We start from the raw sequence: 13,781 nt of genomic DNA on the forward strand, positions 1-13,781 counted from the left end.
GGCGGCATGCGGATGCCCGACAGCACTGTGAAAATCCGCCACGGCCCAGGTTTCGCGCACACGGGGCAGCCAGACCGCTCCGCTAACCTGAGGGCATGCTCACGAAACCCCGCCTTGGTTTTCGCCCTCGTGTCTCGACCGAGGGGCCACAGCGGCAGCTGTCCGAGAAGTCCAGACCCGAACTGTGGGGTCAGCTCGTGGCGGGGATCTTCAGCCTTCCCGGCGTGCAGGAGCGCCACAGTCAGGTGTCACCGCCCACATCCCGCGGTGTGTTCCTCACCGATCTGGCCAGTGAGCGTTCGGCAGAGACGTCCCTGGCCCCCGGTCAGCGCCTGGAACCCGTTCACGTGCACGGCGTGGATGACACCAGCATTCACGTGTGTCTCCCGGCCGAGCGCGGACATCGGCTCACCGAACTGGGCTGGGCCGAACCGCACCAGTATGGCGACACGGGGTGTGAATTTTTGATCTACGGCCCACGAACCACGGCGGAACTCGAAGTGGTGCTGACAATTGTGGCCGAGAGTCTCGACTTCGCCCGCGGAAACACTGAGCGGATGTCTCACTAGCGCATCGGCTGACCCCGGCACGTGCCGAGGTGACGAAGGAAGGCCCCCGAGAAATCTCGAGGGCCTTCTTTCGTGCGGTTCTAGTAGCGGCGCGGCGGACGCTCGCTGCGGTCGCGGTCCTCGCGGCGCACACCACCGCCGCCATCGGCGTGCAACTCGATCAGCTTTCCGCTGATCCGGGTGCCCGAGAGCTTGTCAAGAATGTCCGGGGACAGATCGGCCGGAAGCTCAACAAGCGAGTACTCCGGGTTGATCTGAATGTGACCGAAATCTTCCCGGCTCAGGCCACCCTCGTTGGCAAGGGCTCCCACAATCTGGCGCGGCTCCACCTTGTGACGCTTGCCCACCTCGATGCGGTACGAGGCGAGGGCGCGGTCGGCGTTGCGCGGGTGACGCTCGACACGGTCGCCCTGCTCCGGACGGTCACCGCGGGTTCCGCGGTCGTCGCGACGGTCGCTGCGATCATTGCGGTCGTAGCGCGGTGAGCGGTCATCGCGGTCGCTGCGTGCGGGGCGATCGTCACGGTCGCGGTCGAAGCGCTGCACACGGGCATCCTTCTCCGTGAGCAGCAGCGGGGTCTCACCCTGCGCGACCACGGCGAGCGCGGCAGCCACGTCGGCCTCCGGCACATCGTGGTGCTGCACGTAGTGCGCGATGATGTCGCGGAACTTGCTGATGCGGTCGGACTCGCCGAGGGCGGCGGTGATCGCGTCATCGAAGCGGGCCAGACGGGTGACGTTGACGTCGTCCGGGCTGGGCAGCTGCATTTGCGTGAGCGGCTGGCGTGTGGCGCGCTCAATGGCGGTGAGCAGGCGACGTTCACGCGGGGTGACGAAGCTGATGGCGGCACCGCTGCGGCCAGCGCGTCCGGTACGACCAATGCGGTGCACGTAGGACTCGGTGTCAATGGGGATATCGAAGTTGACCACGTGGCTGATGCGCTCCACGTCGAGGCCGCGAGCGGCGACATCCGTTGCAACGAGAATGTCGAGCTTGCCACTCTTCAGCTGCTCAACCGTGCGCTCACGCTGCACCTGAGGAACGTCACCGTTGATGGCCATGGCGGAGTAGCCACGCGCGCGCAGCTTCTCAGCGAGGGTTTCGGTCTCGTTCTTGGTGCGAGCGAACACGATCATGCCCTCGAAGTTTTCAACCTCGAGGATGCGGGTGAGGGCGTCGACCTTCTGGCCGTACGACACCACCAGGTAGCGCTGCGTGGTGTTTGCGGAGGTCGTGGTCTTGTTCTTGACCGTGATCTCTTTCGGGTCGTTCAGGTATTTCTGCGAGATGCGGCGAATCGACGCCGGCATCGTGGCCGAGAACAGGGCCACCTGCTTGGTGTCGGGGGTGTCGGCAAGAATCGTCTCAACGTCTTCAGCGAAGCCCATTTTGAGCATCTCGTCGGCCTCATCGAGCACGAGGTACTTGAGTTCGCTCAGGTTCAGCGTGCCCTTTTCCAGGTGGTCCATGATGCGACCGGGAGTACCGACAACAATGTGCACGCCGCGACGCAGAGCGGAGAGCTGAACGCCGTAGCCCTGTCCGCCGTACACGGGGAGCACGTGCACGCCGCGCATGTGGGAGGCGTACTTCTCAAACGCTTCACACACCTGCAGTGCGAGCTCACGGGTGGGGGCCAGGACGAGGGCCTGCGGGTTTTTCTGCGCCAAGTCGAGGCGGGAGAGAATGGGGAGGGCGAATGCGGCCGTCTTGCCGGTTCCCGTCTGGGCGAGGCCCACGACGTCGCGGCCTTCCAGCAGCGGGGGAATGGTAGCGGCCTGAATGGCGGAGGGAGTCTCGTACCCGACGACCTTGAGCGCCTTTAGCATTGCGTCGTTGAGTCCGAGATCGGCGAAAGTTTTCGTTGCGGGTGCAGCGTCTGCATCGCTCCGGGTGGTTGTTTCAGGAGGCGTCATACTCTAACGGTACTCGATGCGTGCCCCCTATAAGTGAGGTATCGTCTGCTGCTTTGACAGCGGATGCCTCCGTGCGAGTTTTCCGTCTCGGCGCCAGCTCCGCAAGGTGCCCGCCGATTGCGGCGACAGCCAGTGGTGTTAGCGCGAGGAGAGGGCCTCGGTGATGTCGGCCACCGTGGCGTCGTAGGCCGTGAGGAGGGCGTCGGCGTCGAGGAAGGCCGAGAAACCGTGTTCCCCGGCGCCGAGGGCGACGCGGCCGCCCCGCATCCGCTCATCGGCGAAAACCGGCCAGGCGGTGCTGCTACCAAGCGGGGTGATGGCGCCGCGCGGGTAGCCGGTGACGGCCAGGGCCACATCCTGATGCGGCATGGAGAGCTTGTTGACGCCGACCAGTGCGCGAAGCTTCGCCCAGCTGATCTGTCGGTCGCCCGGAATCAGGGCGAAGAGATAGTCGCCGTCGTGTCGCTTCACGACGAGAGACTTGACGATGCTCGAGGGCTGGATTCCGAGAGCTGCCGCCGCACCTTCTAGGCTGTCGGCGGGCGCACGTTCGGTGATGTCTATGTCGAGTCCGCGGGAGAGGGCATCCGCTCTCACACGGTCTCGGCCTGTCTTCGTCATGACCTGAGTCAATCACAGCTGGCTGGGGGCGAGTCGACCTAGGCTGGGCCCATGGCCGGTACGAAGGATCCCCGCGACTCGCGGTTGAACGTTGCGCGGTATCAGGTGGACAAGCTCACGCCGACAGCGGATGCCGCAGAACCTGACAAGTCTGACGCGAATGCGGCGGGGCAGTCCATGATAGAAGCCCGCGCTCAGTACGTGGAGATGGCGATTCAGCAGGCGATTCGTCGGGGCGATTTCGACAACCTGCCGGGTGCGGGGAAGCCGCTACCCAACCTGCAGAATGCGTATGATCCGGACTGGTGGATTCGCCAGAAGATCGAGAGCGAGAAGATCACCGGTCTGGGGCCTCCCGCGCTCACCCTGCGCACCGAACACGCGGCTCTGGATGCTCGCCTGGACGCCACGACCAGTGCGGAGACGGTTCGTGAGATTCTCGAAGACTTCAATCGGCGTGTCATTGCGGCGCGTCGGCAGCTGCAGGGCGGGCCACCCGTGGTGACGCCGACCCGTGATGTTGCCGCGGAGGTGTCGGCGTGGCGGGAGCGTCGGGACGCACGGTCGCGCGTGCTGGCGGAGCTGCGGGAACGTGAAGCCGCCGCTCTGGCCGCTTTGACCTGGCGGGAGCGACGCCGAGCGCGACGCGGTCAGTGAGCTGGACATCCGCTTTCCTGATGCGGGCGAGGTCGGTTTTTTAGTTGACGCTTCAACTTTCTTCTGCTTTACTTGAAGCTACAACCAAGTGCGGGGGCGCAGAGTTCAGGAGAAGACAATGACCGACACCCGATCTGCCGCTGGCGATCTGCTGGCCGCTGACACCGGCATGGATGCCGTCAGCCTGCGGGTGGGTGACCTGGCGGTCATGTCGTCCTACTACCGCGAGGCGCTCGGGCTGGAGGTCGTGGGGGAGGACGCCGGCTCAGTTGTGCTCGGTCGCGGGCTCACCCCTCTGGTGGCCTTGGAGCACGCTCCCGGGCTTCCGGTTGCTGCACGCTCACAGGCTGGCCTTTTTCACACCGCTCTGCTCTTTGACACTCCCGCCGCGCTGGCCGCCACGGTGTACCGGGCGGCGCGGGATCAGCGTTCCGCTTTTGTCGGAAGTGCTGACCACCTCGTGAGCGAGGCCTTTTACTTCACCGACCCGGAAGGTAATGGGATCGAACTGTACGTGGACCGCGATCGATCGGAGTGGTCATATCGGAACGGCAGTGTGGAGATGGCCACGCTCGCCCTGGATGCGACTGATTACCTGCTCCGGAACCTGCCGGCGAATGGCGAGTCCGAACTGCACGATGCGGCGACGGTGGGCCATGTTCACCTGCAGGTGGGCGATATTTCTCTGGCATCGGCTTTTTACGTGGATGCACTGGGATTCGAGACCACTCTGGAGGTGCCCGGCGCACTGTTTGTGAGCGCCGGGGGATATCACCACCACATGGCGATGAACGTGTGGAACAGCCGTGGCGCCGGCCCTCGTGCAGCCAGCCTCGGTCTCGCTGAGGTGGCCATCACCGTGCCTGAGCGCGCTGATCTCGATGCGGTGAGCGAGCGACTTCGGCACCGGTTCATTCCGGTGCAGGATGACGGGAGCAGTCTCCGTGTTGACGACCCGTGGGGCACACGCGTCACGCTGAGCGTGGGTGGGACATCCTTGTGAGGAGTGAGTGCGGCCCTGGTGTCGGTGCCTGTTTGTAGAGTGAAGTCATGCTTCGAGCCTGCAGCCAGCCTCGAGACCGGGGCCTGACCGTGACGTTCGGCGAGTGATCATGCTGCGAATATGTTTGCTAAAAAACATATTCATTCTCTGAGGTTTATTCACATATTTCTTCTTTTCTGGGTAAAATGGTTCCATGAACAATCTCAGAGACGCCACCAGAACGGCTTAGGTAGCGGATGTTGCCAGCGCCGTTACGGACGTGCCCTCAGAGATGTCGAGCAGGAACGCCGGTGCACGGAACGGAGGTGAACGGAGCATGAGCCTACAGAGCGTTGCGGCACAGGGCGTTGCGGCACAGGGCGTTGCGGCACAGAGCGTAACCGTACCGGTCGGCGCGATGGGCGGAGACCGGTGTGGAACACCGGGGTGCAGCCACTGGGCAACCGCGCGAGCACCGTCGCCGGCGCAGCTGTTCATGTTGCTCCGGCTCATGGACCTGTCACTCGGATGGAACCAGCCCCGGGTCGGCCGGCGGCCGGGAGCCACGAATCGTGGTGGCGCGGGATCGAGCGGGGGTCGTGTCCGCCCTGCGACTCAGGCACAGAGTCAGGCTCAGGCGCAGGCGCAGGCGCAGGCTCAGGCTCCGAGATCACTTCCGTCTCTCACCTCCACTGGAGCCGCCGGCACGGTCAGCGAACCGGTTGCCGACGAACTCGCCCGCGTCGTAGCCGAGGTCAATGCTCTGGGCACGTCGAGTGCGCACTTTGAGGCGCTATCTGACGCCGCTGCGATTGCGGGCAACGGCTGATCGCGGATGCCCGTCGCCTGATTGATACGCGTGCCGCCTGGATGGCCGCCACGATTGCCCGCCGATCCCGTCCGGAACTCGGACATTCCGGGTTGGCAGCGAAGCAGGGCTTCCTGAACCCCGAGGATATGGTTCAGCACGTAACCGGCTCTACCCGCGGCGAGGCCAACACTCTCATCGCGGTCGGCACACTGCTCGCCGACACAGAGGCCGCTGAAAAACTTATGCAAGAAGCCATCGACAACCCCGATATCGGGCGAGCATTCGTCACCGTTCCGTGGCAAGCACCCATCGGTTATGCCGTTAACACCGGGGTGCTCTCCATTGCGAAGGCGGAGGCTATCCGCTCGGGCCTCGGGAGCATTGATTCCTTCGTGACAGCGAACAGACTCGGTGAAACGCTGACGCTCCTCCTGCAGGAAGCGGCAGCACTCAATGCAGACCAGCTGTTCAAGCGAGCACGACGCCTTCGCGACCGCTTAAACGAGGCAGGTATCGCGGCGGGCGAAAAGGTCGCCCGTGACCAGCGGTACTGGAAGGTCTGGCGTCAACGAGACGGCATGGTCCGCAGCAGCGCTCTGCTTGCTCCCGAAGACGGAGAACTTGTGCTGTCGGCCTACGAAACCGCGACCAGTCCGCGTCGCACCGGAGTGCGGTTTGTCGATCCGCAGCAGGCATCCTGGGCGGATACCCTGCTCAAAGACCCGCGCACCCTCGACCAGATTGCCGCCGACGCCCTCGTGCAGATGCTGCGCCTCGCTGGGGAAGCCGAAAGTGCTGACCCGCGCGATTACGAACTGGGCCACGACCACCCGAAAGGACGCCTGGCAGCCCGTGTCTTCGGTGGCCGACGTCCAGCCGTGCGCGTAATGGTCACCGCCAAAACCATCACCACTGGCAGCGGCTTCGGACACCTGGAGGGAAACCCTGCACCAGTTTCGTGGGAAACGATTGACCGCAACCTCTGTGACACCGGAACCGTGGGAATCATGTTCTCGGACAATGGGCAGTGCGTGAACGTAGGCCGCGATCTGCGCCTCTTCACTCTTCGCCAACGGGTCGGCCTCGCCGTGAGAGACGGCGGCTGTCGCTGGCCCGGATGCACACGCCCACCCTCGTGGACGGAAGCGCACCACATCAAGCATTGGAAAGCACACAACGGAAAAACTGACCTCGCCGAGGGGATCAGTCTGTGCAAATTTCACCACCTGTTGCTGCACAACAACCTCTGGCAGATCTTCTGTCATGACGGTCAGTACTGGCTCCGACCTCCCGCAGACCTCGATAGCCAGCAACGTCTGATCGCAATGCCGAGCAAGAACACCCTCATCCTGAATGATTACGGCGGAGAGCGCGCAGCATCCCCGCCAACCGGACCCTTCCGCACGGACTGACCGATAGATAGATAGTGACCAGTTCGATTGTTCCTCTCTGGACACGCGGTCGGGCCGTGCTCGGTCCCAGTTCAAGGCAGGATAGAACCATGGTACATACGAATCAGCAACCCTGGGTCACGAACTATCAGCCGGGAGTACCTGCCGAAATTGAACTGCCCACCGAATCCCTCGTCTCGATGCTGGAACGTTCCGTTGCCGAGGCGGGCGACCATCCAGCGCTGGAATTCTTTGGACGTCGCACCACCTATACCGAGCTGGGTGACCAGATCGATCGTGCAGCCGAAGGACTCCGAGGACTCGGTGTGCGAGCCGGCGACCGCGTAGCCGTGCTCCTTCCGAACTGTCCACAACATGTCGTCGCTTTCTACGCCGTACTTCGCCTTGGCGCCGTAGTTGTCGAACATAACCCGCTGTACACATCGCGAGAGCTGCGCCATCAGTTCGAAGACCATCAAGCCCGTATCGTTATCGCCTGGGACAAGTCCGTCGCATCTCTGCAAGCATTCCCCGCCGACATTGAGATCGACCACATCGTCTCCGTCAACCTCCTCGACGCATTCCCCACACTCAAGCGTCTGGCCCTGCATCTGCCGGTAAAGAAACTGCGTCAATCGCGAGAAGCACTCACCGGACCCGCAACAGGAACCATTTCATGGAAGACCCTCTTGAGCCACGGTTCCATTGATCCGGAGCACCCACGTCCATCCGTCGTGGACCTGGCCGCCATTCAATACACCTCCGGCACAACGGGACGCCCCAAAGGCGCCATGCTCACCCACTTCAACCTGTATTCCAATGCCCTCCAGGGTGAGGCGTGGATGCAGGGAGCGGAATACCGCAAAGAGATTTTCTACGCCATCCTGCCCATGTTCCATGCTTTTGGAATGACCCTCTACCTCACCTTCGGTATTCGCAAACAGGGTCTGCTGGTGCTTTTTCCCAAATTTGACCCGAATTTGGTACTGGATGCGATGAAGAAATCACCAGCCACGGTGTATTGCGCCGTCCCACCCATCTACGAACGCACGGCGCGAGCAGCCCAGGAACGAGGCATCTCCCTCCGTTCATGCAAATACTGCATTTCCGGCGCCATGAACCTGCCCGACCACGTGGTGGAACTCTGGGAATCGGTCGCGGGTGGGCTCCTCGTGGAGGGTTACGGCATGACCGAATCATCACCGGTCGCCCTCGGCAACCCATTTCACCCCACACGTCGAAACGGCACCATCGGTGTGCCGTTCCCCTCCACCCTGATGCGCGTGGTCGACCTTCACGACCCCAGCATTGAGGTGCAACCGGGACAGCCGGGGGAGTTACTCCTCAAAGGCCCGCAGGTATTCGAGGGCTACTGGAACAATCCCGAAGAGACCCAGAAGACCCTGCTACCCGGGGGGTGGCTTCGCACCGGAGACATCGTGACCGTCGACACCGATGGCTTCACCACCATCGTGGACCGAGCCAAGGAACTGATCATCACCGGTGGTTTCAACATTTCCCCCTCCGAAGTGGAAGCCGTGCTGCGTCTCCATCCTTCCGTCGTCGACGCTGCTGTCTTCGGTAAGCCGCTGGAACGCGGAGGTGAAATGGTCATCGCCGCCGTCGAACTCGCCCCGCGCACCAAGCTGAACGAAGCTGAGCTTCGAGATCATTGCCGCGAACATCTGGCCGCCTACAAGATTCCACGCCGCATCGTCCAGATCACCGACACCCCACGCTCGATGCTCGGCAAAATCCTCCGTAAACAGGTTCGGGAACAGGTCCTGCCCACCCTCTAACGAGCGGATGCACCCATTCAGGGACCCACAGAGCGGGGAGGTCGACCAAAAAAGGCGAGCCTCCCCGCGTCCTCTGACACAGTGTCCCACCCACCATCGAACGTAATGACCGCCAACGCCGACGTGTTCATGTGCACCGAGTGACCCGTGAGCAGCGCCACGACGTCCTCGATTCCTGGGTTATGCCCGATCAGAACCACAGTCGAGGCATCGCTCGGCAAACCGCGCATCACAGCCAGAAGTTGCATACTCGACGCAGCATACATTCGAGCATCGGTCACCGCAGGCGGGTGCATCGCCAGTTCCTCGGCAGCCAGAGACCACGTGGTCTGAGCCCGGACAGCGGGGGAGACGACAGCACGATCAATGACGGGCAGATGGTGATTCAGCCACTTCCCAACGAGCGGTGCCTGCTGTCGACCACGATCATTCAGCGGCCGATCGATGTCAGCCTCAGTACCTGACCAGTCCGACTTGGCGTGCCGCACCAGAATCAATGTGCTGACCGGCATGGCACACCCCACCTTTCTCTTATTCACATTCCTTTACAGTCTGACAAACCCCCGACCCGAGATCAACAGCTCCACTACGATGCCATCATGACTCCGGAGCAAATCGCACTGAGCAACCTCCAAGCACAGTGGTGGGGTGTCGCTGCAGCATTCCTCACCGTGGCCGTCGCCGCCACATTTGGGTACCTCACCCTTCTGAACAATCGACGAGCCCTTGATGCCCAGCAGCGCGCCACACTGGCCGCCGTATCGGCTGAGCCAGCACATTCGCTGCGCCGAGGCGTGGCAACACCCGCAGCCGTGTCGTGGCAGATCCGTACCGGCGGTGGCAACCAGTGGATGCTGATCAATTCCGGATCGAAACCGGCCTACAACGTGCAGGTGGCTGGTTACACAGACCTGGACCAGCGCCGCATCTTCGGCATGGACACACCCCGTGACAGCGTTGCACCCGAGGAAGCGGTCCCGTTTCAGGTGCGGTCACGCTTCACACTCCGCGGACCCGTGAACGTGATCGTCACCTTCACCGACGAACCCGACGTCGACCCAGGCCCAGGCCCAGACTCAAGCTCGAGCTCCGAGAGATCACGCCAGACACTGCTCGTGCCCGCGCGGTAGCGGTATCCCGTCAGCGCACGAGAGCCGTTCAGCCGTTGGCAGAAGCGCCTCACGCGCGTAACCTGAGCGGCATGAACGACAACGAGGAACTCAGACGAGAAGCTCGCAAACGGCTGAAAGCACGCTCAGGTTTCTGGAGCTATATCGGAGTGTGGGGTGCCGTTTCGCTTCTGTTGACAGCCATCTGGTTTATTGCAACGCCCGGAGAGTACTTCTGGCCCGTCTGGGCCATCTTTGGCATGGGAGTTGCCGCCCTCTTCGTGGGCCTCGACGCTTACGGACCCGGCCGTCGATACCACACCGAAGCAGACGTGGATGCGGAGATTGAACGGATGACGGGACACCCGATTTCGCAAAATCCCCCGCATCGCGACGACCCCACGCTCTAGCCACCGGACCCCAGCGGTGCTGTGCCTGTGCCTGTGTCAGTGTCAGCTGCAGCGTCCACCTCTCCGCCAGCGAATCTGCAGAAAGACCAACACGTCAGGTGAGGCGCACCAGGAGATCTGCACGATCACGAGTGGATTCGACGAGGAGTGCATTTCGCTGATCAGATCCCCAGGCCCAGAGTTCTGCCTCGGAATGAGTTTTTCCAAACGACTCATGCCGTGTGACCAGCCGCTCCCGTCGCACCTCGTCAGCAAGGTCGAGATACCAGACCTCGTCAATGGACGCACGTGCATCAGGCCAGGAATCACGATCCAGAAGAAGATAGTTTCCTTCGGTCACGACCAGAGGCGTTGTGGCCCACACGGGAAGAGCCGACCCGACCGACTCCTCGAGATCACGACGGAATTCGGGAGCGTAGACCGTGAGACTCGCACGCCCACCCGATGTGGCATCCTGGCTTCGCAGAAGTTTCAGCAGCATCGCGAAACCGACATCGTCAAAGGTGTCATGGGCACCCTTGCGATTCTGACGTCCCAAACGAGCTAACTCGGTGTTCGAGAGGTGGAATCCGTCCATCGGCACGAGGGTCGCGACATTCGGTCCGAGAGCCGCAACCACCAGGGCAGCCACCGTGGACTTGCCAGCCCCCGGTGCCCCCGTGATACCGAGAATGCGTCGTTGACCCGCTACCGCCAGTGTGCTGGCCCGCGCCACAAGCTCGTCGAGGGAGAACGGACGCGCTGTGCTGTCAGTCATAGCCAGACCTCCTCTGTTGATGACCTATTCCGAGCATGGCATCGCTCCAGCTCGGATCATCTGCACAACCCCAAACAGGGTGGGCAATACCCGTTACCCTAGCGCCAGCGCACGAGCGCTGAGAACAGGACCCTAGCTGTACTGAGTCATGAGGTTGGTGACACTCGGCTGAGCGGTGTCTGTCCGATTCCAGTGTGGATGCGTTCAGTGTTGTAGAAGTTGAGCCAGGGCGCAAGGGCTTGGGCGCGTTCGTGGTTGCTGGTGTATTTGCGGGCGTAGGCCCATTCGGTGGCGAGGGTGCGGTTCAGTCGTTCGACTTTCCCGTTCGTCCAGGGGCAGTGCGGTTTGATGAAGCGTTGCACGGCCCCGATCTTCGCGACGGCTTCTTTGAATGCGGTCGAGTTTCGGTAAGCGAAGGCGTTGTCAGAGATGACGCGTTCAATCTGGGGGATGCCGTTTGCCGCGAAGAAGGCTGCGGCACGTTCGAGGACACCAGCAGCGGTGATGCCCTTCTCGTCGGGCTGGATTTCGGCGTAGGCGAGGCGGGAGTGATCGTCGATGACCGCGTGGACGTAGTCAAATCCCACGCGCCGAGACCCCTTTCGATGATTGCTGGGACTTTGGGTGGGGTCAGCGCGCCACCCGCCACCGTTCGGGATGCAGCCGAGTTTCTTCACGTCGATGTGTACCAGTTCGCCTGGCCGGTCGCGTTCGTAGCGTTCTGCGGTGGCGCGTGAAGATCGGATGACCGCGCCGGTGACGGGGTCCAGCCACGACAGGGGTGGGAGGTCGTAGCGAGTCAGTATTCGCGACACGGTCCGTGCTGGCACTCCCGTCACCGCCGCGATGCGCAGGGGCCCATTCCGCCCCAGGAGACGGGCAACAACAACTTTCGCTTCTTGCGGAGCACTGGTCTTCGTCGGGCAATGGTGTGGCCGGGACGAGCGGTTCAGGAGCCCCGCGGTGCCCTCAGCGTGGTGCCGGTTAATCCAGCGGTGAGCGCATTGACGCGAGATGCCGAGCTCTTTAGCGACGTGCGAGACAGGGCGCCCGTCATTGATCACTCTGTCAATCAGTAAGGCCCTCCCATGAAGGGTCAAACGGGTATTAATGTGGGGCATGAGAACCTCCGTTTTCGTGGCGACTTTGACATCACCACTGAAACCGGAGGTTCTCCTTTTTTCAACCCCGAACTGTCACCAACCTCTCGGCTCAGTACACCTAGCGAGTAGTGGCCACAAAAGCACGGGAGAAGGTCCACTGCGCACTCGTCACACCCGAGCACATGTAACTCGGCGTAGCTGACGTACACGGTTGGTCGCGAGTCATCTCCCACCAACCGAGACTCGCAAGGGAATGTGTTGTGGCGAACTGTCCCACCAGAGTGGCATCGGTTGGCGTAAAGATTTCTCCCGGCACATCATTCTGACCGATCATTGGTGTGAGACCCACCAGCGACAGACGCTGCGCACTGGTGAGACCCGCATAAGTTGGAATCGTGCCGAGCTGCGTGGCCGTCGCCTGAGCAGCAGCGATCGCCGCAGTGCCCATCATTCGCGTTCCATCGCCATAGTCCATGGCCATCACATTGACAGCAGAGAGCCGCACACCAGCAGCAGCAAACTCGCTCACCGTGCGCACACCACTCGCCACCAGACCGGACGGCATCACGGGTAGGGTCAACGACACCTGAAGCGGATGCCCCGCCGCCGCCCGCTGCACTTGAAGCGCAGCCACAGCAGCGGCACGCCGCTGGTTAGAAACCGAGTCAGAGACATCCGTTCCCTCAATGTCGAAGTCAATCCGGCTGAGATTGAACCTCGTCACCACTTTTGTGTAGGCACTGAGCAGTGTGGAGGGGTTTGTGCAGACCCGAGCGAGTTCATTATTGAGGGAACCGCCGAACGAAGCGATGAACTGTCCTCCACCACTCTGGAAAGCAGTGATGTTGGGACGGAAATCACTCGACGTGCCCACAGCGTATTCCGTGTATCCGGCCCAGGTGGGACTGCACGAACTGGACCGGTCGGCCACAATAAACGAACCCGTCAGAGCCTTCACACCCGTGGTGGCTGCAAAAGCCGACAAATCAGCAGTGGGCCAGAGACCCAGATCAACGTAGGGGGCTACGAGAAGCCCGCTGGCGGGCGGAAGTGGCGTCCAAGACGGACTCGGAACAGGTGTGGGTGTGGGTGTGGGTGTTGGTGTTGCGGTGGGAAGCGGCGCAGCGACACCGTTCACGGAGCAGGGGATGGGAGCACTGCCGGCGGGAAGACCGATGACGCGACAGGAGATGGGGACTAAGGAGGTGGACACACCTTTGCGTGATGTCAGCCCGAAGGACGTGGAAGCCCCCGGAGCTAGAGACCGTGACCAGGTGGGTGCCCGCACAGCGAAGCCGCCCACCGACGGTATCAACACCCCATTCCACAGAGTGTTCACGGTGTGAGCGTAAGTGAAAGCCACCTGCCACGGGTTCAGAGTGCTGGTTGAGGTGTTTCGCAGTGCCACATCTGATTGGAAGCCCGTTGTCCACACGTTGGTGTTTGTCCACGTGACAGCAACCCCCGCTGGGGTCGTGACCGCAGCAGCAGGCAGTCCACTCACCGTGCCCAGCCCGAGCGCAAAAAGAACCGACGCGATCACGGTTATCGTGAGCGGGCAACCGCCAGGAATTCTTGGCATGTGCACTCTGTGTCCTTGGCTGGAGGGTGAGGTTGTGAGGTCAACCGACCTGGTCGTCTCTGTCATTCTCTGTC

Annotated in this window: 14 protein-coding genes; 8 read left to right on the top strand and 6 right to left on the bottom strand. The window is 62.2% G+C overall.

Annotation, left to right across the window (positions count from 1 at the left end; all coding sequences use genetic code 11):
* The first annotated feature begins 95 nt into the window (after positions 1 to 95).
* The gene (locus H4V99_RS07595; protein WP_280676975.1) at positions 96 to 569 is read left to right on the top strand and encodes a luciferase family protein; all 474 of its coding nucleotides are present in this window, start codon (positions 96 to 98) and stop codon (positions 567 to 569) included.
* An 80-nt stretch (positions 570 to 649) separates the two neighbouring features.
* On the opposite strand, the gene H4V99_RS07600 is transcribed toward H4V99_RS07595, so the two are convergent.
* A complete protein-coding gene (locus H4V99_RS07600; protein WP_280676977.1) occupies positions 650 to 2,485 on the bottom strand; it encodes a DEAD/DEAH box helicase in 1,836 nt (611 codons plus the stop codon).
* 138 nt (positions 2,486 to 2,623) lie between these two features.
* On the bottom strand, positions 2,624 to 3,106 hold the full coding sequence (locus H4V99_RS07605) for a YbaK/EbsC family protein (protein ID WP_280676979.1): 483 nt from the start codon (positions 3,104 to 3,106) through the stop codon (positions 2,624 to 2,626).
* Between the two features lie 51 nt (positions 3,107 to 3,157).
* Here H4V99_RS07605 and H4V99_RS07610 point away from each other — a divergent pair, with 51 nt between their 5' ends.
* The 5 genes from H4V99_RS07610 to H4V99_RS07630 all read left to right on the top strand — a co-directional run bounded on the left by H4V99_RS07610 (position 3,158) and on the right by H4V99_RS07630 (position 8,746).
* A complete protein-coding gene (locus tag H4V99_RS07610; protein ID WP_280676981.1) occupies positions 3,158 to 3,763 on the top strand; it encodes a DUF1992 domain-containing protein in 606 nt (201 codons plus the stop codon).
* Between the two features lie 118 nt (positions 3,764 to 3,881).
* On the top strand, positions 3,882 to 4,766 hold the full coding sequence (locus tag H4V99_RS07615) for a VOC family protein (protein WP_280676983.1): 885 nt from the start codon (positions 3,882 to 3,884) through the stop codon (positions 4,764 to 4,766).
* 316 nt (positions 4,767 to 5,082) lie between these two features.
* Positions 5,083 to 5,574 (top strand): hypothetical protein, encoded by a 492-nt coding sequence (locus H4V99_RS07620; protein ID WP_280676985.1) that lies wholly within the window; start codon positions 5,083 to 5,085, stop codon positions 5,572 to 5,574.
* A gap of 41 nt (positions 5,575 to 5,615) precedes the next feature.
* A complete protein-coding gene (locus tag H4V99_RS07625; protein ID WP_280676987.1) occupies positions 5,616 to 6,968 on the top strand; it encodes an HNH endonuclease signature motif containing protein in 1,353 nt (450 codons plus the stop codon).
* Between the two features lie 89 nt (positions 6,969 to 7,057).
* Positions 7,058 to 8,746 (top strand): long-chain-fatty-acid--CoA ligase, encoded by a 1,689-nt coding sequence (locus tag H4V99_RS07630; RefSeq protein WP_280676989.1) that lies wholly within the window; start codon positions 7,058 to 7,060, stop codon positions 8,744 to 8,746.
* Positions 8,747 to 8,763: 17 nt separating this feature from the next.
* Here the strand turns inward: H4V99_RS07630 and H4V99_RS07635 are convergent, their stop codons facing one another.
* Positions 8,764 to 9,258, bottom strand: coding sequence for a histidine phosphatase family protein (locus H4V99_RS07635; protein WP_280676991.1), 495 nt, complete (start codon positions 9,256 to 9,258; stop codon positions 8,764 to 8,766).
* 87 nt (positions 9,259 to 9,345) lie between these two features.
* Here H4V99_RS07635 and H4V99_RS07640 point away from each other — a divergent pair, with 87 nt between their 5' ends.
* Together H4V99_RS07640 and H4V99_RS07645 are read left to right on the top strand one after the other, a co-directional pair.
* Positions 9,346 to 9,876, top strand: a complete 531-nt coding sequence (locus H4V99_RS07640; protein ID WP_280676993.1) for a hypothetical protein — start codon at positions 9,346 to 9,348, stop codon at positions 9,874 to 9,876.
* 71 nt (positions 9,877 to 9,947) lie between these two features.
* Entirely contained in the window at positions 9,948 to 10,265 is a 318-nt protein-coding gene (locus H4V99_RS07645) for a 2TM domain-containing protein (protein ID WP_280676995.1), read from the top strand.
* Between the two features lie 94 nt (positions 10,266 to 10,359).
* Here the strand turns inward: H4V99_RS07645 and H4V99_RS07650 are convergent, their stop codons facing one another.
* The 3 genes from H4V99_RS07650 to H4V99_RS07660 form a co-directional block, all read right to left on the bottom strand.
* Positions 10,360 to 11,022, bottom strand: a complete 663-nt coding sequence (locus tag H4V99_RS07650) for a nucleoside/nucleotide kinase family protein (RefSeq protein ID WP_280676997.1) — start codon at positions 11,020 to 11,022, stop codon at positions 10,360 to 10,362.
* A gap of 146 nt (positions 11,023 to 11,168) precedes the next feature.
* On the bottom strand, positions 11,169 to 12,143 hold the full coding sequence (locus H4V99_RS07655; protein WP_280676999.1) for an IS481 family transposase: 975 nt from the start codon (positions 12,141 to 12,143) through the stop codon (positions 11,169 to 11,171).
* 100 nt (positions 12,144 to 12,243) lie between these two features.
* Positions 12,244 to 13,707 (bottom strand): cellulose binding domain-containing protein, encoded by a 1,464-nt coding sequence (locus H4V99_RS07660; RefSeq protein ID WP_280677001.1) that lies wholly within the window; start codon positions 13,705 to 13,707, stop codon positions 12,244 to 12,246.
* Between the last annotated feature and the right edge of the window lie 74 nt (positions 13,708 to 13,781).

The sequence above is a fragment of the Cryobacterium sp. CG_9.6 genome (assembly GCF_029893365.1).
GTDB lineage: Bacteria > Actinomycetota > Actinomycetes > Actinomycetales > Microbacteriaceae > Cryobacterium.